Consider the following 22,064-nt stretch of genomic DNA (forward strand, 5'->3'; position numbering starts at 1 on the left):
TGTAGAGACTTAACACTGCTAGTCTCTACAAGGGTTTTAGATAACGCATATTTAATTTAGCTCTTATATCTATTTAGATATGAAAGTGAAATTGACGTAGGCACAATTCATGAATTATGCCTACCAAGGATTTTAGGCAACGCACAATTAATTTCTGGAGATGTCTAATATCATTTATTACTATGTATTAAATATCGTCAATCGATCAATATATGAGTAATATTATCGACATAATACTCATTAGAGAGTATAAGAATTTATTGTTACCTCTAAGGAGTCGTGTTAAATATGATTCTCCCTCGTGTATTTCATGAGTACCGTAGAGTAGATGCTCTGCTTGCAAAGCTAAAGTTTTTGAAATCAGCAAGGCTTTTCTTTTTTAGTTTTTCAGTATTATCTTTTACTGTATGTATGGAAACGGTAAGTATAGCGTTCCTCGGTACAAGTCTGGATAGTGCGATCGCTCAAATTCCATCGATACCAAATTCAGCGCCTCTGAATCAGAAAACACCTTCTCAGGCTAATGTGCTATTTGTCAATCCTGGTGTTGGAGATGACAAAGCAGGCAGTGGCAGCGAATCCGCTCCTGTAAAGACGATTACCCAAGCCTTGCGATTAGCTAAGGCCAATACTGTAATTATGCTTTCCACTGGCACTTATAGCGCCGAGACAGGAGAGGAATTTCCCTTAATACTGAAACCGGGTATTTCAATTCAAGGCAACCCCAGTAATCAAGGTAAAGACATTATCATTCAAGGAGGCGGTGATTACTTGAGTCGGAGCTTTGGCGGTCAAAATGTCACAATTGTGGGAGCCAACCAAGTCTTCCTGACTGGGGTAACGGTGACGAACTCTAATCGCCGTGGTTACGGTTTATGGATTGAATCTAGCAATCCAGTAGTTGCGGAAAATACTTTTAGTGGCAATACTCAAGATGGGATTTCTGTCAATGGTAATGCTGCACCCACCATTAGTAAGAATTACTTTGATCGCAATGGAGCCAATGGGATCACAATTGCTGGTAACTCCAGTCCCCAGGTGAAGGAAAATATCTTTCACCAAACAGGTTTTGGCATTAATATTGCCCAAAACGCTGCTCCTATACTTATAGGTAATCAAATTCAGAACAATAGATCGGGAATTATCGTACAAGCAAATGCCCGCCCGATTTTGCGGAATAATTCTATTCAAGATAATAAAGAAGATGGTTTAGTTGCGATCGCTCAAGCAATGCCAGATTTGGGTAGTGCATCGGAACCTGGGGGTAATACATTTCAAAATAATGCCCGCTACGACATTAACGCCAGTGCTGCTAAACAGGTGATTCCTGCTGCTGGTAACAATCTTGTGAGCGATCGCATCACTGGTAAGGTAGATATTAACGGTACAACAGCACTAGTAACCGAAAATTCTCAACCCGCTCCCAACAACGTATTACGACAAATACCACCAAATGGAGAAATCACCTTCTCGTCTCCCGAAATCTCTGAAACTACTAATGAGCAAACCAGCAACAGCATTTCAGCAAATAATCCTGTTTCTGGGCAATTAAATAGTCAATTGCTGCCATTAATGCCAGCCAATAATGTACCGCTTTCTCTGCCTATATCCAATCAACAACCACCCACTTCTAAAGTCGCCGGATTTCCTACTCCTAGCAGCTTGTCAAGTGGACAAGTATCAACTAACACTTCAAGAGTTGCAACTTCTAGTCCAGCACAGCCACCTGATACACCACAGTTAAATTATCTGCGGATCGATCCTAATACCATTGAGTTTACTGCCCCTGAGTCCCCATCCAATTCAGTTGCACAGCCACCAGTTCCAAGTATGAGGGAGCAAACACAGCAGCCATTACCAACACTAGAAACTGCTGCCCCAAGTGCTTCAGAACTTTTACCACTTCCCGATCGCAATATCCCCATTGTTAATACTGGCAATCTGCAAACAAGTTCTGCAAGTATTCCCGATAGTGGTAACTCTGCAAGACAATTTGGTGTACGTTATCGCATAATAGTGCCACTTGCAAGTGATAAGGATCGAGATTTGGTAAAATTTCTTGCTCCTGATGCATTTCCCACCGTTTGGCAAGGTCAAAGAGTTATGCAAGCAGGAGTATTTAGTAGTGAATATAACGCTAAAGAAATGCTCAAAACACTCTCTAGTCAAGGTTTAAGAGTGATTATGGAGCCGTTGAATTAATTGGGCATGGGGCAAAAGATATGGAATTAGCGAGAAAAGCACCTCAAAATGAATATTACTCCATTTGAGAGAGCGATCGCAGATAAACAACGGACGGCGCAATGGTTTGCCTTTGGCAAAGACTATGATTTACTAATTTTAACGCGATGTGCGACTTTTTTATTATTGTGGGATGGACATCTTGTCCGTCCTTTCTGGGCAGGCAAGATGCCTACCCCACAATGAAATCAAGGTTTAACAAAATTAAGTTGCACACCGCGTTATTTTAGATTGGATGTTGATCAAAGTCAGTGAGTTGATTAAATCCGCCAAATTTATGAAAGCAATTTCGTCTTTGTATAACCATCGCCAACCTTGACCCGGAAAACATGGCAGATTACTTGAATAAGTACCAAAAGTCTGACAGGAAAACCATACTAATGAGAATTTGGACTACTACTGCTGTGTTAGCTGCTTTTTGGCTAATATCTGGGAGCATCAGTTCTAAGCCGATCAACGCTACTTCTATTTTGGTAGAAAATGCCATATCATCTCCAGCGCCAATTAATGCACAACAGATTACTGTCAGTAACACCGAGTTTGGTCTCAAGAGAGTTGACTCAAAAGGAAACGTTACCATTTTCCAGACAACAAGAGTGCCACTTCAGGAAGGAAACACCTATGGATGGCGGATTAAACTCAAAAACTACCAAGGTGAAGTGAAATGGCGTGAAGTCTTGCATTTACCAAAACCTCCAGAAACTTGGGGTACAGATAATGGTGAAGATTTCTCAATATCAGCAGACGGCAAGACATCTGTAACACGGCGTACACAGTCGGCTCCAGAAGGTGTAATTGAGAATTTTTGGACAATCGCCCCTGGCGATCCAGTTGGTAAGCATAGAATAGAAGTATATATTAATGACCGTTTAATCGGTACTTTCCAGTTTGAAGTTATTCCAGTTAAGTAGGTGTGAAATAAGAGGCTTGATCTAATTCCCTCCTTAAAAAGGATGGTTAGGGAGGATCAAGCCTTATTACATAAGCAAAACTCTTTTTTTACCTACTATAGAGGCGCAGAGAACATAGAGACAAGAAAAGATCAGAAAATTTGGCGCAGTCTCGCAAATAAATTATTAAATTAATAATTGATATTTCTCTTGAGCTAGATTGTAAAGAGGTCGCCAAATCAAACGATTAGTCAACACTACTAATAGAGACATGATCGCTGTCGAAGCTAATAACAGGGAGAAATTGCCTGTGGCTGTGGCATGAGAAATCGTTGCTCCCAATCCAGAAGTACTAATTATTCGCCCTTGAAATGTGACATACTCACTGACGATACTGGCATTCCAAGCACCGCCAACGGCGGTAATAATTCCTGTAATTAGGTATGGAAAGATTGCAGGTAAAATTAAGGTTCGCCAGCGTTGCAAAGGGGATAATTTATACACCGAAGCAGCTTCGATGAGGTCTGAGGGAATTGACTGTGCCCCAGCAATGACATTAAACAGAATATACCACATTGTCCCTAACATCATCAGAGCGATCGCACCAATCTGCAAACCGCCAGCGATCCGGGTTAAACCCAGCAGCAGCACCGGAAATAAGGCTGTTGCAGGTACAGAAGCTACGATTTGTACTAATGGTTGCAACACTTGAGCTAGGCGTCGATTGCGACCGATTGCTACTCCCACAGGTACAGTCCACAACAGTGATAATATCAAAGCAATTATCACCCGCAACGCCGTTAATATAGCGCCCTTTATTACCTGTTGCCAATCAGCCCAGCCTAAAGTCCGTAATAGTAGCACGGCTTCCCAAGTACCCCACAAGACAATTAAGGTGAAGCCGCTAACAAATACCCAATTTAAAAAACTTGGCAAGTTGAGGTCGCCTTTGGCATTTACAGGTACAGAACGCACGGGAAACGACCGAATTAAGGTGTCGTCTAGGACTATGTGTAATGGCTGAAAAACGCGATCGCCAATTGCACGTAAAGTAGGCGATCGCCTGATAATATCCAATATCCACGATTGGGGGGCATTTTCAGTTTCAATCATCTCCAACTTAAATCTTTCAGCCCAAGCAATCAAGGGTTGCCACACAAAAAAATCAGTTGCCACAATGATCCCAATCAGCAACGTCAAGCCCCAAAATATCGCTTTAAAGTCCCCTTTGTTGGCTGCTGTGCCTAAAAAAGAGCCTAATCCTGGTAAACGAAAATCTTTATTCCCCAAAGTAAATGACTCAATAGCAATTAAAAAAAACCAACCTCCAGCCACCGACATTACACTATTCCATACCAAACCAATTACACCAGATGGTAACTCTAATGTCCAAAAGCGTTGCCATGAATTAAGCCGATAAACCCGCGTTGCTTCTAGTAATTCTTGCGGAATACTTTGAAGAGATTGATAAAAACTAAAAGTCATATTCCAGGTCATACCAGTGAAAATTAGCAAAATAGCTGCTAGTTCTACACCAATTCTCTGACCCGGAAATAGCCCGATCAAAGCTAGTACTACACCTGGTAAAAAAGACAATACTGGAATCGATTGCAGAACATCCAACATTGGAATTAAAATCCGCTCTGCAATGCGAGAGCGATAAGCAGTATAGGCATACAATAGGGTAAAAATTAGGGATAAAAAGTAAGCCACCCCCATGCGAACCAGAGTTTGGGCTGTATATCCTGGTAAAGCATTGATGTTTGTAGAAATTGTAAGTTCAGGTTCAAAAGTACCGCTAAATTGGGAAGCAGTTCTAATGATTGCCACAATAAAAGATAAAGTCACCAGAATCAGCAATCCATCTTGCCAAGTCCAATTGCTGCGTCCCAGAGTTTTATTAGCAGGAGTGAGGGGTCGGGTCATAATAGTAGGTAGATGAGAGAATAGGAAGAGTTATTAATGAAAACTGACTAATAATTCATAATTCCTAATTCATAATTATGGTCAAAGCAACTTTATTAATTAATGGAGTCATCAAAGCAGGTATCATCACTATTTAATAACAATTGATTTTAGTGGTGGGGTGAGAACTATGAATTAATAATTAGGAATTATCATTAATAACTTGCTCTAAAAATATTTGTCCCGATGGTTCATCGTAGCTGTATATCTCGGCGTAACGACCCCAATCAATGACAGTTTTTAATTGTCGTTCGGCTTCTTGTGGACTAAAGTGACTTTCTAGGATATCTAAAACCAGTTCTTCTGGAATACGTTGATTATTTTTCGCTTCCAGAAGACGGTAAATTTGCTGTACCAAGCGAATATTATTTAAGAGTTGCGATCGCATGATTTGTTTACGATCATCAATACCACCATTGATAAATTGTTGCCCGACTGGCTTCAGGTTAATATCACCTTCTGCAAGTTCTACAAAATCCATTAATTTTGCAGCTTCCACAATTGGTAAAATCTCATCTACTTCTAGTTGCAATTCTTGAGCAAGCCGATATAAGTCTTTTTCCTGACGATCTTCTAAAAGTTCCAAAAGACCGGCAATGGAACCAATTCGCACAGATGGCAAAGACTGATATTTTGCTGGTGGTGTTGCAGGTTGTACAGAGGTAGTAGCTGGAGACTGAATTTTTTCTAATTCTGGGTTCGTAATGATTGTATAAACCTGATCTACCAGGGCTTGAAAACTTGGGTGTTTGCGATCGCGGTAATGGGGTAAAGTCACAGGTAAATCAGCCCGAACTCTTCCCGGATTGCGTCCTAGAACAATAATCCGATCCGCCATAATTACCGCTTCCTCAATCCCGTGGGTAACAATCAGAATGGCTTGGGTAGGTATGCGACGTTCTAACCACAAATCTAATAACTCAAACCGCAAGTTTTCTGCTGTTAGCACATCCAATGCCGAAAACGGCTCATCCATACATAATAGTTCTGGTTCTACGGCCAAAGCCCTAGCAAATCCAACTCGTTGACGCATTCCCCCAGAAAGCTCTTTGGGATAAGCATTTTCAAACCCATCCAAACCAATAATATCAATCATTCGTAACGCCTTTTGTTGTCGAGAATCTGGCGCTTCTCCTTTTGCTTTTAAACCTAGTTCCACATTTTCTAGTACAGTTAACCAAGGATAAAGGGCAAAACTTTGGAAAACAATTGCTACGCCTGGATTTAAACCAACTAGGGGACGGTTATGATATATAACTTCACCTTGACTAGGAGGAATTAACCCAGCAACTATTCGCATTAAAGTAGATTTCCCTGAACCTGAAGGTCCTAGCAACGCGATTATCTCCCCTGGACGCAACTCAAGATTAATATTTTCCAGGATGACAATCTGTTGACCGTTGGGCTGTTGATAAGATTTGCTGACACTTTTTAGAGCGATCAGGTGTTCGGTTGCTGTTTTAAAGACCATGACTCTTTCTGTAAGGAAATAATTAAATATAATCTCATGTTGAGGTTATTTTACAGTTAAAGCGAACTAAAAATAGTTTCTTCACCAATTGGAATAGTACTAGAACTTAGCTAATCGCTTATTTCATCAAAAATTATCTGTAATAGTTAATAATAAAAATCTAATAATTGCGATAAAAAAATGCTCGTCCGCCCGAATATTAAAAGAAATAAATTTCTCTCTATTAGCTCTGTGTAAATTTGGAGTAATTGCAGATATTAAATAAACAACCTCTACTATGGCGGTTAAAATAGAAGCTGTCTACAGTCAAATTCGTTGGCGTTTGTTTAGAGAATGTTTGAAAAGTTAAAAAAAGCTCTAGTCTTTGCCCCCCTGCTCCCCTTAACCTTAAGCTGAGGAGTATCTTAGAGATAGAAGTTTGATTCTTATTAGGTGGCGATCGTGAATACAGAAGAGTTCTTGCGATTGATCGAAAAGCAGCCCCCATGTCTTCAGACATTACCAAAAGGGCTGCAAGCAATGTGGTATGACAACAAAGGTGATTACAACAAGGCTCATGAAATAGTTACAGATGCCAGTGATGCTGACAGTGCTTGGGTTCATGCTTACCTGCACCGCAAAGAAGGCGATTCTTACAATGCCCATTACTGGTATCAACGCAGTGGTCAGCCAGAATTTTCAGGAGAACTAAGCCAAGAGTGGGAACAAATAACTTCTGTATTGCTAAAGAAGGTCAACGTGACGCATGAATGCTGAAGAATTAAAAAGGCGTTTTGCCGCAGGGGAAAGATATTTTCCAGCCGTCAACTTGAGTAGAAATAAGCTGATTGGAGTCGATTTGCCTGGAATTAATTTATGGGGATCTGACTTAAGTGGAGCTAACTTAGCTAAAGCTAAACTGTGGGGAGCCGATTTGAGTAGAACTAATTTAGCTAAAGCGAATTTGACCAGAGCTAATTTGAGCGGTGTCAATCTGAATGAAGCAAATCTCCGGGGAGCAAAACTCAATTATGCCAAGTTATATGGAGCGAATCTGACTGGCGCTTACTACGATGAAAGTACGCGGTTTTCTAAAGGTTTTGACCCCATCAGTCAAAATATGCAAAAGATGTGAAGGGGGTTGGGGACTGAGGATTGGGGACTGAGGACTGGGAACTAGGAAAAAGTTTTTTAAAATTGGTGGTGGGTAACAGCAGCCACCATCATTTTTCAATTTGGTATCCATCCCCAGTACCCAGTACCCAGTCTCCAGTCTCCAGTCTCCTTTAAATAACTGATAAATGATGTGAACCATCCAACATAGACGATATCAACATTTGTTCAAAGACTTTGGAAAGAGCAGTTTGAAAACGCTGACGATGCTTGATTTTGAAAAAAGGTCGAACTATTTCTGCGTAGGCGTAGCTTGCCGTAGGCATCGCACCTTTACCTTCTCTATTATCAATAACTCGAATTGCCCGCAAAGTCCCCAACTGGATTTCTTTTTTTACCATCAACTCAGAAATTCCAGTTGCACCTACACCATTTTCAATCGCGGCTTTTGCCATCTCACCACTGGTGAATACTAAAATTACATTCAGTTCGCTGAGGTTGATCCCCCAATTTTGCAACGCTTCCTCAAACCTTTGCTGTGTACCAGATTCCCGCACCCGCATCACCCAAGGAGTTTGAGTTAGTTGGCTTAAATCAATTTCTCCCCACTCGAACCAAGGGTGTTTTTCACCAACCACAATTTGCAAGCGATCGCTCCCCACTATTTCATACTCCAAAGTATTCTGAAGCGCTGGCTTCACATCTCCTTCTACCAAACCTAAATCAAACTGTCCCATCGCTGTACCGACACAAATCGTTTCTGCATTGGCAAGGGTACAGTCAATCTGGATACCAGGATATTGGCTCTTAAACTCACTAATCTTACTTGGTAGCCAGTAGTTGCCAATTGTCAGACTCGACCCTAATTTTAATTCACCTCGTTGCAGATTGTTCAATTCTCGCAATCCCCTTTCTGTCAAGGAAACTTGATCGAGAATTTTCTGCGCTTCCACTTGCAGTAATTTACCCGCCTCAGCAATCTCAATATGGCGACCAATCCGATGGAATAGTTTCACTCCGTATTCTTGCTCTAGGTTGTGGATTGCTGCACTGACAGCAGGTTGTGTAATATAAAGCTCCTCTGCTGCGCGAGTAAAGTGTAAGTTTTGCGCCACAGCCAGAAAGATTTTTAGCTGCTCAAGCGTCATTCCTGCCATTTATCGTGTCCCTAAGACTTAGTATCAAAACAAAATATTAATCACTTTCATTTATCATTTTGACAAATAAAAGCATTTGATTCTATCAGTTAGTTTTACTAAAGTATAAATCAAAGCTTCGGCACAGAATCAAACGGACAACTAGAGAGCAGGGAAAGCAGAAGGAGCAGAGGGAAATAACCAATGCCCTGTTTAACCAATTCCCAAGCATGAAAATAAGGACATCCACAAATGAACGATTTAGTAACTGCAATTACCACAGGGATTACCGCATTCACTGCCACCAACATTGATGATATTGTGATTCTGACGTTGTTTTTTTCACAAATAAGTACAACGTTTCGTAGTCGTCATATCCTTGCTGGTCAGTATCTTGGTTTTGCAGCATTGATCGTTGCTAGCCTTCCTGGTTTCTTAGGTGGACTAATTATACCGCAGGACTGGATTAGACTACTTGGTTTTATGCCAATAATCATTGGGATGAGCAGTTTACTAAAACGCGAAGAGGATTCACCAGAGGAAGCCGAAGAAGAAACTGAGCCGTCTTCTCCCTCTATAGTTAGCAGTTTTCTCTCTCCACAAACTTGCAATGTAGCTGCGATCGCCTTTGCCAATGGTAGTGATAATATCAGTATCTATGTACCTCTGTTTGCCAACTCAGAATTAGATAGTTTGCTGGTAATACTAAGTGTATTTTTTACCTTAGTTGGTGTATGGTGTTATACCGCTTACAAATTAACCTACTTGCCTGCGATCGCGAACTTTTTAACTGAAAATGGCAACACTTTTGTACCTTGTATTTTGATTGGTTTGGGCGTATTTATTGTTTCAGAAAATGTTACTTGGACTCTTTTATCTGTAATCTCTAGTTATATATTCTCATTAATTTTAAGTTTTAATACTCAACCGTCAAGTGAAGAACAAGAAAAACTAATTGTTTAAAAAGAAGTGCATTATGAATTCCCAACAGCAAAATATCTTACCCATCAATAGGAATCAAAACATGAAAATCTGGAAATCTCTGCTAATTATCTTAATGATTGTCGCTAATTTCGTTTTTGCTCAACCTTCTTTTGCTGATAAACCAAAATTTAGCAAAAACCCTGATTATATCGAAGTCACGAAAACGCTTGATAAACTGACTCAAGCAAAAGAAGCCCAAACTCAAGTAGAAGGTGTCACACCAGAGAAAATTCAGCAGAAAATCGATGAGTTAACATTCCAAAAATATGCTTTAGAGACGGGAATCAATTGGGGTCAATGCGAAAACAAAACAGGTAATACTATAGCAGTATATGGCAAAAGACCAAATGAGGAAGAGGATGATGATGCCATGTACGAGAACGGTCTATATTTTCTAGCTGATGGTCAGTCCACTAAAAATAACTGGGATTGTGATGGCTTCTATCTGCCAAATGATGCCACAATTACAGGTTTAACCGCAGACGGACAAGCTCAAGAATTTACAGAGGCAGTAGCTATTAAGATACCTGATGGCAGTAAGTTAGCAATTAAAACTAATCTAGATACTGCTGCAATTGAAATCAATATTCCTAATGCTCAAATTGTCAAAGCTAACGAAGTTAACTGGTTTATTCCGAATGTATCACAGGCTATAATAGATACACGGGTTCCCAATGCGCCTACCATGAAGTCTTAAATCATTGAACGTTAAACAGTTACTAAGTGTATGGTAATAATTTAGACTTATAACTGTTTATAAATTGTTCTAAATATCAACAGGGTAACAGCCAATTTCAGAGAAAACAGGACACAAGCTGGTGAAAAATCTCTCTGATATTGGCTGTTTTCTTTATGAATCTTATTACTTATAGTTGCTCTATAAGATTAATTATCAGTTCCGAATTATCCGCTCAAGCTTGTTTTATTTCGATATCTGCATTAAAATAAGTTTTGGAAAAATGTATAATCACAACAAGCATATTTCAATAGCGCAACTATTGCGCTGGGTGCAAGTTATCTGGAAAGAGATTTCCTACTACCTGCGCATTTTTTTGATAAAAGCTGCTTTGGGGATAAGGGTGTTATTGATGCAGTTAAAATTGAAACCCTCAGAAGAAGATAAAGATAAAAAAAAGCCAGGACGACTGAATCCGTCCAGAATTCGAGATCACTTGGCAAATGAGCGTACCTACCTCGCTTGGATGCGGACAGGGATCGCTCTTTTAGGTTTTGGTGTCGTCATCGTGCGTTTGCGTGCCTTCCAAGTACCTTTGGTACCTCGTCCTGGTAACGGCTGGAAGTTAGGTTTAGTCTTCTCACTGGTGGGTTTAATTACGGTGTGGCTCTCAACAGGACATTATTTTGCTGTCCGTCGTGATATTGAAGAAGATACTTACGAACCAACAGACCGATGGGTGTTACTGTTCAGTCTCGCCGTGATGATTCTCGGCACTGGGGTAATCTATTTTGTTTTTACAACTTCTTTAGATCCATCAAGTCCACTTATGCCTGAGTAATAAGATTTTTAAAATCGCACCTTATACAACTCGAATAATTCCCCTGTTTTATGGGTTACGACTTTAGCACCAGTGGTCTTAATCATTTTTTCCCACTTAGCCAAAGGTTCTAAAAACACCTCAGCCCCTAAATAGGTTTCCAGAACTGCCCAATCTTCCGCTAAAGGCTGTTCTGGATTGAGAACGTCAAATACAAAATGTCCACCTGGTTTTAACACCCGCTTGACTTCTCTTAGTACAGCATCCCAATATTCGAGGGGAAAATAGCAGCTAAATCCTGTGGAGATCGCTAGATCAAACTGCTCTGATGGGTAGTTTAACTGATGAGCTGCTCCCAATTCAACACCTTTGAACAGTTTAGAATTCAACTGTGGGCCGCGAGAATTCAGGGTATCGCGTGCCACATTACTGATTTCTTGCCCATGAAAAAATGCTTGCCAATCCCGCCAAGGATAGATTAAAAAGCTGATCCCACAGCCAATATCTATGCAGTGTTGGTTTTTTTGAGGTTTAACAATTTCCCAAAAAGGGGAAGCAATTCTCCCTGAGAAACTTCCAGCAATCCATTCGCCGTATATCGGCATCGCCTGTACTTCTGCTGGAAGTTCAAAGGTTTCACGTTGATATTCTCGGTTAAAGCGATAAGCTATTTGAGCTAATCTTTCGTCCCAGTTTGTTGATTTGGGTGAACTAAAGAGATTTTGGAACTGCGAATCGGGCTTTTTAGACATTTAGATTTTTGCTACTCTTTTTAAGGATTGTAGTCAAATTTGTAAAGCGATCGCTCACGGCAGGCGGGTACGCCATCGCACCCCATCCAATCTTCTGCTAAGGTTTGTCTGAAATCATTGGTACTAATGACTGCTATTCAACTTTTTCATACCAGATACCTACTTTCTCAAAAGCACCATAAGCAAGCTTCAGAAAATTCACTATTCTCTGTTTTCCAATTATCCCAAATTCTTTATACTCTCTAGCTTCTGCAAATGTCAGGCGATTTTGGTCAATTATGTTTCTTTCTCTATATGCTAACTTCGGAAAATCTATAACTTTTATCTGATATTTATTGACTATGTTTTGATAGTTGGAGTCTAAGTCTAAATGTTCCCAATCATCACACAGCCCTAAATTCCTCACTAGAATATGAGGGATTTTCTCACCGTAAGTATTCACTGACTGAGTAAATAGGTTAATGCTGTCGTATCCTCCTGTCGATACAAACCATTTGCAAAACATCACTCCCTGCGAACTTCCTAATTCAATTAATTGATTAGATTCAATCCACCCTTGTACTGCTCTATGCGATTGTGCGGCTAAATTCACAATTACTGGCTTCTCTATCGCCCACTCAAATATCCTATCTGCCTTATTTGCCTGTCGTTCATTCTCACTAAACACAGCATATTTACATATCTCCTTATATACCCCTGCTACATCTGGATTCGATCTATCTGTCTCTACTGGTACAAATGGGATTCTCTTATCCAGACAATACTGAATCATTGTCCTGGCAAAGAGAGACTTTCCTACCCCGCCTTTTTCACCATCCACAAAATGAATCGTCGGCATTACAGCCACCTCTAATAGTTATTAAAGTCTGATACATCTTTCCCAAACGAAGAACTTTTTGGCCATTGCCCCCAAGTATTTTGGTGGTTTTATGAGAAAGTATAACCGTGATTTGGATATTGTTTTCCAACAGTCTCATTTTACACAGGTAAAGTCCGTCTGCGCGGACTAATATCATGTCTGGTTGATTACTTATCAAACCCGAAGAACCCCAAAGAGCCAAAGCTACGCTTTGTCTGTCTGCCCCAAGTTCCCCGCAAGCCTACAGTGTACACACAAGTATGACCAGCATAGGTTTCAATAGTAATTTCGTAGCAGCGCGTATTGGCTAAAATGGTGCATAAAATTTAGCTCTTGTGGGGTGGGCATCTTGCCCGCCCAGACGGGTGAGGACACCCATCCCACAAGAAAATTTATTGCAACATTTGAGTAATGACACGCCAGTAGGGTGCATTATGTCCACGCCAAATCAACAAATGCGATCGCTAAATCAACAAATGCGATCGCTAAATCAACAAATGCGATCGCCGAATCAACAAATGCGATCGCCGAATCAACAAATGCGTTCGCCGAATCAACAAATGCGATCGCCAAATCAACAAATGCGTTCGTTAAATCAACAAATGCGTTCGCCAAATCAACAAATGCGTTCGTTAAATCAACAAATGCGTTCGTCAAATCAACAAATGCGATCGCCAAATCAACAAATGCGATCGCTAAATCAGCAAATGTGTTGACATAGCCCGCACTTCTCTACAAGATGCTCTTGCTAGCTTGCTTCCACGTTCGCGTAGCGTCCCGCTATTAAGTGGTACGACAGAGCTACGTGACCACCGCAGGCATCGCCATGATTGCAACTATTTAGTTTTGTCACGTCAGAAAATTCCACATTTTGGATACAATTACCGATAATTCGGCTAAGTTTAAAGATAAAAAATTATTTACCATAAATAGAGAAATTCAAATTTCAATTTAGAAATAGTTTGTGAGTAAATATTTATGAAAGTTATAGTGACAGGTTCTTTAGGAAATATTAGTAAACCACTGACACAAGAGTTAGTGAAAAAAGGGCATCACGTGACGGTTATCAGCAGCAAAGCCGAAAGGCACAAAGATATTGAAGCTCTAGGCGCAAAAGCTGCCATTGGCACAATGGAAGACGCTGGCTTTCTATCAGCGACTTTTAAAGGCGCAGATGTCGTTTATGTGATGGAATCGCTTGCCCCCGATGCTTTCTTCGACCCGAATGTTGATGTGATCGCGGCTATCACCGAGATTGGCAAAAACTACAAACAAGCCATTGAACAATCGGGCGTAAAACGTGTCGTGCATCTGAGCAGCATCGGTGCTGACAAAGGAGTTGGCTTGCTCCGGTTTCATTACAATGTCGAAAATATTTTAAGAGAGCTGCCAAAAGAGGTCTTTATTAAATTCGTGCGCCCAGTCGGTTTTTACACTTACATGTATACCTTTATCCAAACCATAAAATCACAAGGCGCGATTTTCGGCAACTATCGCGACGATGAAAAAGAACCGTGGGTCTCCCCTTTAGATATTGCTGCTGTGATTGCCGAAGAAATTGAAAAACCTTTTAATGGTAAAGAAATTCGTTATATTGCAAGCGATGAAGTTTCGCCAAACGAAATCGCCGAAATTCTGGGCGAAGCCATCGGAAATTCCGATCTCAAATGGCTGGAAATTTCTGACGAACAATTTTTAAATGGTCTATTGGAATCAGGAATGAACCCGCAAACTGCACAGGGTTTTGTGGGAATGAATGCCGCTAGGCGTGGAGGCAGATTGTATGAAGACTATTTCCGCCATAGACCAATATTGGGTAAAGTAAAGCTGAAAGATTTTGCGAAAGATTTCGCGGTTGCTTACAACCAGCAATAATTACATTTCGATATGACAAACACACAACCGCGTAGATTTAAAACGATCGCCGAATATCATCGGATGCTGGAGCTTCCTAAACCTGAGCATTTTTTAATCAGCGTGATTAATTTAAAATCCATTAAATATGTGCCTCCCCAAGAATTAATAAATTTTGTCTTTGATTTCTACACAATCGCGCTCAAAAGAACACCGAACACTAAATATAAATACGGTCAGCAGGAGTATGATTTTGATGAAGGCGTAATGTTTTTTATGTCGCCCGGTCAGGTTTTCGGAGTGGAGATTGATAAAGATGCAGCATCAAAGCGTAGGGGATGGTCACTACTAATCCATCCCGACTTTTTATGGAATACATCGCTAGCCAAAACGATCAAGCGATACGAGTATTTCAACTATTCGGTCAATGAAGCTTTGCACCTCTCTCAAAAAGAAGAAGCAATCATAAACGATATTATCGAAAATATGGAGCAGGAATATCGTTCCAATATTGATAACTTTAGTCAGGATGTGATTGTTTCACAACTTGAATTACTGCTTAATTATTCAAACAGATTTTATCATCGGCAATTTATCACCCGCAAAAAAGCGAGTAGTGATTTGCTGGTGAAACTGGAAGATTTATTAAACGAGTATTTTGACAGACATAATGAATTACAATCGGGAATTCCAACCGTCAAATATATTGCCGATAAATTAAATGTATCGCCGAATTATTTAAGCGATATGTTAAGAACGCTGACGGGACAAAACGCCCAACAGCATATCCACAATAAATTAATCGAAAAAGCCAAAGAATCGTTATCTACAACATCGCTTTCAGTCAGCGAAATCGCGTATCGGCTCGGTTTTGAACATCCGCAGTCGTTTAATAAATTATTTAAGAATAAGACAAGCGTCTCGCCACTCAAATTTAGAAACTCGTTTAGTTAGACTAGTTTTTTGACAATGCGTAAGTTCTAGTATTGTCGCATTCTTTTTTCAAATTGGTATAATTATGCGGATATGATATAAGACAAAACAAGGGGCTTAAGCCCCTTGTTATAACCTGCAAAAGCAGGTTTTGTTTGTTTAGACGCGGTTTCTAACCGCCCTTTTGGCTGCAATATTAGCCTAAATCGAAAAGCAAGATTTCGCCGCCGATGTTAGTGCTAATTTCTAGCTGTTCTTCGCCGTTGATTTGCACACCATCACCGGCTCTGAGTTCTTCACCATTTAAGTTGACTATACCTTGGGCTATTTGTAACCAGGCATAGCGACCGGGTTTGACTTGATAATTAACAACATCACCATCTTCTAAAACAGATGTGTATAAATCAACATCTTGGTGAATTGTTACAGCACCATCGCGCCCATCTTTAGCAGCAATTAAGCGTAATTTGCCACGCTTTTCTTCTAAAGGAAAAGCTTTTTGTTCATATCTTGGTGTCAATCCTTGTTGATCGGGAAGAATCCAGATTTGTAGTAAATGAAGTGGTTCAGTTGGTGAGGGATTAGATTCGCTGTGGCTGATTCCAGTACCAGCACTCATGATCTGTACATCACCAGGGCGAATCACCGAACCTGTACCCAAGCTATCTTTATGCTCTACTGCACCTTCTAGGACATAAGTGAGGATTTCCATGTCACGATGACCGTGGGTAGGGAATCCAACACCAGGGGTGATGCGATCGTCGTTAATTACCCGCAGAGAGCGAAATCCCATGCGGTTGGGATCGTAAAAACTACCAAAAGAAAATGTGTGATAAGTATCTAGCCAGCCCATTTTAACGTGACCACGGGCATTGCGATCGTGAATTAAGTGGGTAACTGTATTTTGAGACATAAACTTACCTCGTTGTTGATAGTTTTTAGAATAATTTCTCAGAACAAAAGTCAGAATTTAGAAGCTAGAATAAGAAATTTAATTCTGTGCAACTGGCAAATGAATAAATGGGTTTAAGACCCCCACAAAACTTACGATTTTGTAGTCTACAATCAGTGGCGGGTTTGAATCACCCACTGATTTATTTTGACTCCTGAATTCTTCTTCAAAATTCTTATGACTTACGCAATAACTCTTTGAAACCCTCTTGCCTTACCTGCAAGACGCTAACGCGTAGCTTGCTTATCCCTATGAGTATGCGGTTCATTTTTTCATAATCTTGCGTAAGTCTTAGTTCTGATTAATTAGACCTAATTTGTAACTGTTTAAATAATAATATATATATTTATGTAGTGAAAAGTACGGTTTACCCTATATATTTGTATATCATTTAGTATAAAACTTAATCTCACACTTTTAGCATTAATTGAAGTTACTTTTTGCGTCGCCTGGAATGAAGAGTAAAAAAATCCATTTACCGACATTGTTCCGATATTGATTCAACAAGATAAACTCACAAAGTATTTACCGCCCTACAACATAAGGCACACGTTTATTACCCATGCTGTTTACAACTTAGAGATTGATGAAAAGATAGTTAGTGAATGGTGTGGACACAAGGTATAAATATTTAACAAATACTACCAAGATGTAGCTATTTTCGCGGGTAAAACTAACCCACATCTACCAGCTATTACTAATCAGCAGGTACAACAATCCAGGATGGAACAGCTAGAGGAGTTACGCCAACAACAAGAACAAATGGAAATGAGAAAGCTACTTCAAGATAGAGATAAATAAATCGGTAGTAGGTGAAGTAATAGATATTTTATTTTTTCCCAGTCGCAGATACTAAAGAATTAGGGATATAAAATTGATATATTATTTATTAATTAACAGCGCACAGATGTGCATTCCTACTTAATCGATATGGAGCGATCGCTGTCTGTAGTACAGCAGGGTGTAAAGAAAGCATCCATTTTAAATCAATGAAACGTTTGCGCTATAAAAATTACACATAGCAGTACCAGCTTTTTAATCAAATAAGGCACGATTACCCTTCATGATCATATCATTCTTCAAATGACTATAAATCTCACTAGTGAAAGACGTTTTACCAATTCAGATTTTCTACCATATTTGCAGAATGATGTTGTCTAGCAAAAGAATTTAGAGTGATGCCTATGCGGCAAGCTACGCAGGGAGGTTAATCTTAATCTGAGCAGATGCATATTACAGTTTGAAGACATACAGCATAATTAAAAATTCAGGAGTAAAACACGCTTTATACCTGGGTAACAGACTTAGCTTGTGTACCCTACCAACTTGAAATATCCTGTATCACTGATGACTGTCACTTTCTGATCACATTTATTGTCAACCATAAAAGTACAGCTAAAACAGTGATTTAAAATCTTATTGAATTGTGAGTTCCTAAATCTGGACTACATAGGTGATTCCTCTGTTGAACAAAGACTATAAAACAAAGCCAAAAGTCTCAACTCAACACTAATAAGGAAGTAATGTGAGTAGACGTAAAAACTACAATTTGCTCGCTCAAACAACATCAACTGAAGTAGCAACACCTAAACCATCCCTGACATTACCAGACGCAGTGGCTCTAATTGTCGGTGTTGTCATCGGAGCGGGAATTTTTGAAACTCCGGCTCTAGTAGCCAGTCAAGCCGGTAGCAATATTGCTGTACTGCTTTTTTGGCTAATGGGTGGTATAGTATCTCTGGTCGGAGGACTGTGCTATGCAGAGTTAGCCACTGTATATCCCGATGTTGGTGGTGTCTACTATTATTTGAAACGTGCATTCGGGCGGGGAGTCGCCTTTTTATTTGCCTGGGCGCGGATGACAGTGATTCAAACTGGTTCCATTGCTCTTTTGGCATTTGTTTTTGGCGATTATGTTTCTCAGATATGGCGACTAGGCACGTTTTCGTCTTCTATATATGCAGCCATTGCGATCGCATTTTTAACTGCTTTGAACATCATCGGTTTGCAACAGGGTAAGTGGACACAAAACTTACTGAGTGTTGCGAAAGTTCTAGGTTTGTTACTGGTAGTAATTGTTGGGCTTACTGCCATTCCTAATTCTGTCACCCCTGTAGAATCTGCATCATCAGGAACCTGGGGACTGGCGATGGTATTTGTGTTGCTATCTTATGGTGGTTGGAATGAGGCGGCTTATATCTCCGCAGAAATTCAAGATGGACGACGTAATATTGTGCGATCGCTCATGTGGAGTATTGGTATTATCACTGCCATTTATCTACTAATCAATCTGGCTTACCTGCGGGGACTGGGATTAGCAAACATGGCACAATCAGAAGCAGTAGCCGCAGATTTAATGCGTTCTGTTTGGGGTGAATCGGGAGCTTTGTTTATTAGCGTGCTGATTGCGATCGCTACTTTGGGAGCAACCAACGCCACAATCTTTACTGGAGCGCGCACCAATTACGCATTGGGACAGGATTTTTCGCTATTTGGTTTTATGGGACGCTGGCAGCAACGTCCTAGCAGTCCTACCTATGCTTTATTCTTGCAAGCAGCGATCGCCTTAGCATTGGTTTTTTTAGGCACGCTCACCCGCAAAGGCTTTGAAACAATGGTGGATTACACTGCCCCGATATTTTGGTTCTTCTTCCTACTTTCCGGTATATCACTGCTGGTATTGCGCATCCGCGAACCTCACATAGTTCGCCCTTTCCGTGTGCCATTTTATCCTTTCACTCCATTACTCTTTTGTGCCATCTGCGTTTACTTGCTGTACTCCAGCTTGGTTTATACAGGTGTGGGAGCGATCGCAGGTGTTTTGGTGGTGGCAACAGGTATTCCCCTGTTGTTCTGGAACAACTACCGCCAAGGTAGGACGTGAAGATGGAAGAGAATAATCAATACCCAATGCCCAATACCCAATAACTATTGAAAAAGGAGAAAATTCATGAACTTAAAAAAAACTCTGTTTTTACTGGTTACAGGCGTTAGTGTTACCAGCTTGGGAATTGCTGGGTGTACGCCACCACAACAAGATTTGGAGTCCGAGACACAACAACCTTCTACTTTAACGGGTGAGACTCAAACTGAAACACCATCTGCGACAACTCCCACAACTCAACCACAAGAACGCCCTGGAGATGTTCCCTATGTACCTACACCACAGCCAGTGGTAGATGCAATGTTGAAAGTGGCAAAAGTGGGTAAAAATGATCTGCTTTTCGATCTTGGTAGTGGCGATGGAAGAATTGTCAATACTGCGGCACAAAAGTTTGGGACGCGCGGTGTCGGCATAGATATTAATCCTGAACGCATCCAAGAAGCTAATGAGAATGCTAAGAAGGCAGGAGTAACGGATCGCGTGAAGTTTGTCCAACAAGATTTGTTCAACACTAATTTTAGTGAAGCAACAGTAGTTACACTTTATTTACTGCCAGAAATCAACGTCAAACTCCGTCCCAAGTTATTAAAAGAACTCAAACCTGGGACTCGCATTGTCTCACACGCCTTTGATATGGGTGATTGGAAACCACAGCAAACGCTGAATGTAGAAGGCAAAACTATTTATTATTGGGTAGTTCCTGAACAAGTGCCAGCGAATTTGCGATAGAGATTAATAGCAATTCGTAATTAAAAGGTATCAGATTCAAGTTAATACCAATTTAAAAAAAGAATGCGACAAATAGACCATTTGTAGAAACGCGATTCATCGTGTCTTTACCCAAGGATGTATTGCAATCATTAATTGAATTGGTATAAGTTTCCATCTCTTGAATCTGTAGCCTCATTTTTGAAAATTGTTTTCAAAAATTCAAAATTATCAAATACCTATTTTTTAACTTTAGATTACCTCCGATAGGGGGTTTACATTAATAGTAGACAATAGGCAGATAATGCTAGGGTAAGCTTTACTCATACCACTCTCTATTCACAGCTTCTACTGACAAAGCTTTTTTACAACATTCTCGACTTTTCAAACAACCTCTTAATTGAAACCGATAACTCCGGGAATCTCAAGAACAAAATCTGCCCCATATACGGATGCAGGAGTCTGGAATCCAACCTTAACTTCGCCTTTAATTACCCGTTTGATAACTGCTATAGCCGTTAATACCGTAAAATCGTATGCTTCCGGCCCTAAGAGCTTTGCACTTACTTGTTGACCAGTTTCATCCTCAACAATACCAATTACTCTAGCTTGACCCTTGGCACGTTCTGCTACCGTTGGGCCAGTAGGTAAAGTTTTAATTAGACTTGCTAAAGCACTTTGGAATAAAGACGAGTTAAATAACCATCCCAAATACTGGCTCGACTCCATTAGGAAGCGCACAGGATTAGGAAATACAGTATAAACCTCGATATTGGGAATACCCGTAGTTTGGAACGCAGTGATAATATCAGCACGCCAAGGATTTGTTACTGCTGTCACCGGGCCATAACCAAAATCAACTTTACGTTTTTTCAATGCTGGACGAGATGCAATGAGCTTACCTGCTTCTCGCATTACCCCAATATGATGTAAAGTTGGCAGTACTGTATTTGCGGTTCCTTGAGATACACCGCCCACTGTTTCATAGATTAAAATCAGCCGTGTTGCGCTCGCTAACTTATGTTTGAGGTAAGCAGCTACACAATCAGTAGGGACAACCCCAAATCCCACACCAGGGAGAAGCATTATCCCTGCACTTTTAGCTTCAGTATCTCGTGCTAGTAGCGCCTGAAATTCAGGTACTTCGCCAGCTATGTCCAAATAATGAGTTTTAGTTTGGAGACAAGCATCGACAAGTGGCTTTGAGGTTTTGGAGAAAGGCCCAGAGCAGTTGATGACAGCAATTATATCCTTAAGAGAGCGAGCGATCGCTTGCGGATTGTCTAAGCCAAAAACCCGAAAGTCCAAACTTAATTCATTGGCTACTGCTGCTAGTGAACTTTGATTGCGTCCAGCTAAAATTAATTCCAGCCCGTTATTTTTAGCAGATTCAGCAATGAGTTTTCCAGCATAGCCAGTTGCACCATACAGTAACACCCTTGATGTCATTATTATCACCAACTAGGGATTGTTTGCAATCTGCTGCCATAACCGAACTTCCGGCGGCTCAACCAAAAATTGTCCTGATTTTTCGCTCAAAGCTTTAATATACGGCATCTCTAGGTGTTGAGCCAAAATTTCCTGGCTGACCCAGTTTTCATGTAACAGAAATAAAGATGGATCTTCAACAGATTGATGTAAATCGTAATTAATACAACCTTCTTCTGTAAGGGTAACAGCTATTACAGATTGAAATTCCTGTTTGAATCCCTCCTCCAAACCTGGCTTTACTTTTAATCGAGCGGTGACAGTTACTTGCTGATTTGACATTGTTATTCCTCTTTTTTTGAGATTAGTTCAATGGGCGTCCTTCAAAATTCTTCAATTTCAGCGAAGAAAAATTCGGG

The 22,064-nt window shown here is 40.4% G+C and carries 21 protein-coding genes; 13 read left to right on the forward strand and 8 right to left on the reverse strand.

The features are described from left to right. The first annotated feature begins 288 nt into the window (after positions 1 to 288). The 3 genes from V7K79_RS14430 to V7K79_RS14440 all read left to right on the forward strand — a co-directional run bounded on the left by V7K79_RS14430 (position 289) and on the right by V7K79_RS14440 (position 3,152). The gene (locus V7K79_RS14430; protein ID WP_335048621.1) at positions 289 to 2,202 is read left to right on the forward strand and encodes a DUF1565 domain-containing protein; all 1,914 of its coding nucleotides are present in this window, start codon (positions 289 to 291) and stop codon (positions 2,200 to 2,202) included. Positions 2,203 to 2,250: 48 nt separating this feature from the next. After that, positions 2,251 to 2,427 (forward strand): hypothetical protein, encoded by a 177-nt coding sequence (locus tag V7K79_RS14435; RefSeq protein ID WP_335048623.1) that lies wholly within the window; start codon positions 2,251 to 2,253, stop codon positions 2,425 to 2,427. Between the two features lie 194 nt (positions 2,428 to 2,621). Further along, positions 2,622 to 3,152, forward strand: a complete 531-nt coding sequence (locus V7K79_RS14440; protein ID WP_335048624.1) for a hypothetical protein — start codon at positions 2,622 to 2,624, stop codon at positions 3,150 to 3,152. A gap of 165 nt (positions 3,153 to 3,317) precedes the next feature. Here the strand turns inward: V7K79_RS14440 and V7K79_RS14445 are convergent, their stop codons facing one another. Both V7K79_RS14445 and V7K79_RS14450 read right to left on the reverse strand, forming a co-directional pair. Then, positions 3,318 to 5,057 carry an ABC transporter permease gene (locus V7K79_RS14445; protein WP_335048626.1) on the reverse strand — a complete coding sequence of 580 codons (1,740 nt, stop codon included), beginning with the start codon at positions 5,055 to 5,057 and terminating at the stop codon, positions 3,318 to 3,320. Positions 5,058 to 5,238: 181 nt separating this feature from the next. After that, complete coding sequence (locus V7K79_RS14450; RefSeq protein WP_335048627.1) at positions 5,239 to 6,567, reverse strand: ABC transporter ATP-binding protein; 1,329 nt, start codon at positions 6,565 to 6,567, stop codon at positions 5,239 to 5,241. A gap of 441 nt (positions 6,568 to 7,008) precedes the next feature. Here V7K79_RS14450 and V7K79_RS14455 point away from each other — a divergent pair, with 441 nt between their 5' ends. Further along, positions 7,009 to 7,323, forward strand: coding sequence for a hypothetical protein (locus tag V7K79_RS14455; protein WP_335048629.1), 315 nt, complete (start codon positions 7,009 to 7,011; stop codon positions 7,321 to 7,323). Then, positions 7,313 to 7,681 carry a pentapeptide repeat-containing protein gene (locus V7K79_RS14460; protein WP_335048630.1) on the forward strand — a complete coding sequence of 123 codons (369 nt, stop codon included), beginning with the start codon at positions 7,313 to 7,315 and terminating at the stop codon, positions 7,679 to 7,681. Before V7K79_RS14455 ends, V7K79_RS14460 begins: the two co-directional genes overlap by 11 nt. Before the next feature lie 151 nt (positions 7,682 to 7,832). On the opposite strand, the gene V7K79_RS14465 is transcribed toward V7K79_RS14460, so the two are convergent. Beyond that, on the reverse strand, positions 7,833 to 8,816 hold the full coding sequence (locus tag V7K79_RS14465) for a LysR substrate-binding domain-containing protein (RefSeq protein ID WP_335048633.1): 984 nt from the start codon (positions 8,814 to 8,816) through the stop codon (positions 7,833 to 7,835). A 231-nt stretch (positions 8,817 to 9,047) separates the two neighbouring features. Between V7K79_RS14465 and V7K79_RS14470 the strand changes: the two genes are divergently transcribed. The 3 genes from V7K79_RS14470 to V7K79_RS14480 all read left to right on the forward strand — a co-directional run bounded on the left by V7K79_RS14470 (position 9,048) and on the right by V7K79_RS14480 (position 11,296). Next, complete coding sequence (locus V7K79_RS14470; protein WP_335048635.1) at positions 9,048 to 9,758, forward strand: cadmium resistance transporter; 711 nt, start codon at positions 9,048 to 9,050, stop codon at positions 9,756 to 9,758. A gap of 61 nt (positions 9,759 to 9,819) precedes the next feature. Continuing rightward, complete coding sequence (locus V7K79_RS14475; RefSeq protein ID WP_335048637.1) at positions 9,820 to 10,476, forward strand: hypothetical protein; 657 nt, start codon at positions 9,820 to 9,822, stop codon at positions 10,474 to 10,476. 391 nt (positions 10,477 to 10,867) lie between these two features. Continuing rightward, positions 10,868 to 11,296 carry a YidH family protein gene (locus V7K79_RS14480; protein WP_335048639.1) on the forward strand — a complete coding sequence of 143 codons (429 nt, stop codon included), beginning with the start codon at positions 10,868 to 10,870 and terminating at the stop codon, positions 11,294 to 11,296. 8 nt (positions 11,297 to 11,304) lie between these two features. On the opposite strand, the gene V7K79_RS14485 is transcribed toward V7K79_RS14480, so the two are convergent. Together V7K79_RS14485 and V7K79_RS14490 are read right to left on the reverse strand one after the other, a co-directional pair. Further along, the gene (locus V7K79_RS14485) at positions 11,305 to 12,027 is read right to left on the reverse strand and encodes a class I SAM-dependent methyltransferase (RefSeq protein WP_335048641.1); all 723 of its coding nucleotides are present in this window, start codon (positions 12,025 to 12,027) and stop codon (positions 11,305 to 11,307) included. A 133-nt stretch (positions 12,028 to 12,160) separates the two neighbouring features. Then, positions 12,161 to 12,865 (reverse strand): mobilization protein, encoded by a 705-nt coding sequence (locus tag V7K79_RS14490; RefSeq protein ID WP_335048643.1) that lies wholly within the window; start codon positions 12,863 to 12,865, stop codon positions 12,161 to 12,163. 455 nt (positions 12,866 to 13,320) lie between these two features. Here V7K79_RS14490 and V7K79_RS14495 point away from each other — a divergent pair, with 455 nt between their 5' ends. From V7K79_RS14495 to V7K79_RS14505, 3 genes are all read left to right on the forward strand, one after another. Then, complete coding sequence (locus V7K79_RS14495; RefSeq protein WP_335048645.1) at positions 13,321 to 13,602, forward strand: hypothetical protein; 282 nt, start codon at positions 13,321 to 13,323, stop codon at positions 13,600 to 13,602. 262 nt (positions 13,603 to 13,864) lie between these two features. Further along, on the forward strand, positions 13,865 to 14,761 hold the full coding sequence (locus tag V7K79_RS14500) for an NmrA family NAD(P)-binding protein (protein WP_335048647.1): 897 nt from the start codon (positions 13,865 to 13,867) through the stop codon (positions 14,759 to 14,761). A 12-nt stretch (positions 14,762 to 14,773) separates the two neighbouring features. Next, on the forward strand, positions 14,774 to 15,694 hold the full coding sequence (locus V7K79_RS14505) for a helix-turn-helix domain-containing protein (protein WP_335048649.1): 921 nt from the start codon (positions 14,774 to 14,776) through the stop codon (positions 15,692 to 15,694). Between the two features lie 175 nt (positions 15,695 to 15,869). Here the strand turns inward: V7K79_RS14505 and V7K79_RS14510 are convergent, their stop codons facing one another. Continuing rightward, positions 15,870 to 16,586 carry a pirin family protein gene (locus V7K79_RS14510; RefSeq protein ID WP_335048651.1) on the reverse strand — a complete coding sequence of 239 codons (717 nt, stop codon included), beginning with the start codon at positions 16,584 to 16,586 and terminating at the stop codon, positions 15,870 to 15,872. A gap of 1,564 nt (positions 16,587 to 18,150) precedes the next feature. Here V7K79_RS14510 and V7K79_RS14515 point away from each other — a divergent pair. Both V7K79_RS14515 and V7K79_RS14520 read left to right on the forward strand, forming a co-directional pair. Then, positions 18,151 to 19,509 (forward strand): APC family permease, encoded by a 1,359-nt coding sequence (locus V7K79_RS14515; RefSeq protein WP_335048653.1) that lies wholly within the window; start codon positions 18,151 to 18,153, stop codon positions 19,507 to 19,509. Positions 19,510 to 19,575: 66 nt separating this feature from the next. Further along, positions 19,576 to 20,238: a class I SAM-dependent methyltransferase gene (locus V7K79_RS14520; protein WP_335048655.1), complete on the forward strand. Its 663-nt coding sequence runs from the start codon at positions 19,576 to 19,578 to the stop codon at positions 20,236 to 20,238. A gap of 375 nt (positions 20,239 to 20,613) precedes the next feature. Here V7K79_RS14520 and V7K79_RS14525 read toward each other — a convergent pair whose 3' ends face one another. Then, on the reverse strand, positions 20,614 to 21,666 hold the full coding sequence (locus tag V7K79_RS14525; protein WP_335048657.1) for a saccharopine dehydrogenase family protein: 1,053 nt from the start codon (positions 21,664 to 21,666) through the stop codon (positions 20,614 to 20,616). Between the two features lie 12 nt (positions 21,667 to 21,678). Further along, positions 21,679 to 21,987: a putative quinol monooxygenase gene (locus tag V7K79_RS14530; protein WP_335048659.1), complete on the reverse strand. Its 309-nt coding sequence runs from the start codon at positions 21,985 to 21,987 to the stop codon at positions 21,679 to 21,681. Positions 21,988 to 22,064 lie beyond the last annotated feature (77 nt).

This window comes from Nostoc sp. (assembly GCF_036917575.1).
Classification (GTDB): domain Bacteria; phylum Cyanobacteriota; class Cyanobacteriia; order Cyanobacteriales; family Nostocaceae; genus Nostoc.

Coding starts and splice junctions, on each gene's coding strand:
- V7K79_RS14430 (WP_335048621.1), top strand. CDS start 289: ATGATTCTCCCTCGTGTATTTCATGAGTACCGTAGAGTAGATGCTCTG.
- V7K79_RS14435 (WP_335048623.1), top strand. CDS start 2,251: ATGAATATTACTCCATTTGAGAGAGCGATCGCAGATAAACAACGGACG.
- V7K79_RS14440 (WP_335048624.1), top strand. CDS start 2,622: ATGAGAATTTGGACTACTACTGCTGTGTTAGCTGCTTTTTGGCTAATA.
- V7K79_RS14445 (WP_335048626.1), bottom strand. CDS start 5,057: ATGACCCGACCCCTCACTCCTGCTAATAAAACTCTGGGACGCAGCAAT.
- V7K79_RS14450 (WP_335048627.1), bottom strand. CDS start 6,567: ATGGTCTTTAAAACAGCAACCGAACACCTGATCGCTCTAAAAAGTGTC.
- V7K79_RS14460 (WP_335048630.1), top strand. CDS start 7,313: ATGAATGCTGAAGAATTAAAAAGGCGTTTTGCCGCAGGGGAAAGATAT.
- V7K79_RS14465 (WP_335048633.1), bottom strand. CDS start 8,816: ATGGCAGGAATGACGCTTGAGCAGCTAAAAATCTTTCTGGCTGTGGCG.
- V7K79_RS14470 (WP_335048635.1), top strand. CDS start 9,048: ATGAACGATTTAGTAACTGCAATTACCACAGGGATTACCGCATTCACT.
- V7K79_RS14475 (WP_335048637.1), top strand. CDS start 9,820: ATGAAAATCTGGAAATCTCTGCTAATTATCTTAATGATTGTCGCTAAT.
- V7K79_RS14480 (WP_335048639.1), top strand. CDS start 10,868: ATGCAGTTAAAATTGAAACCCTCAGAAGAAGATAAAGATAAAAAAAAG.
- V7K79_RS14485 (WP_335048641.1), bottom strand. CDS start 12,027: ATGTCTAAAAAGCCCGATTCGCAGTTCCAAAATCTCTTTAGTTCACCC.
- V7K79_RS14490 (WP_335048643.1), bottom strand. CDS start 12,865: ATGCCGACGATTCATTTTGTGGATGGTGAAAAAGGCGGGGTAGGAAAG.
- V7K79_RS14495 (WP_335048645.1), top strand. CDS start 13,321: ATGTCCACGCCAAATCAACAAATGCGATCGCTAAATCAACAAATGCGA.
- V7K79_RS14500 (WP_335048647.1), top strand. CDS start 13,865: ATGAAAGTTATAGTGACAGGTTCTTTAGGAAATATTAGTAAACCACTG.
- V7K79_RS14505 (WP_335048649.1), top strand. CDS start 14,774: ATGACAAACACACAACCGCGTAGATTTAAAACGATCGCCGAATATCAT.
- V7K79_RS14510 (WP_335048651.1), bottom strand. CDS start 16,586: ATGTCTCAAAATACAGTTACCCACTTAATTCACGATCGCAATGCCCGT.
- V7K79_RS14520 (WP_335048655.1), top strand. CDS start 19,576: ATGAACTTAAAAAAAACTCTGTTTTTACTGGTTACAGGCGTTAGTGTT.
- V7K79_RS14525 (WP_335048657.1), bottom strand. CDS start 21,666: ATGACATCAAGGGTGTTACTGTATGGTGCAACTGGCTATGCTGGAAAA.
- V7K79_RS14530 (WP_335048659.1), bottom strand. CDS start 21,987: ATGTCAAATCAGCAAGTAACTGTCACCGCTCGATTAAAAGTAAAGCCA.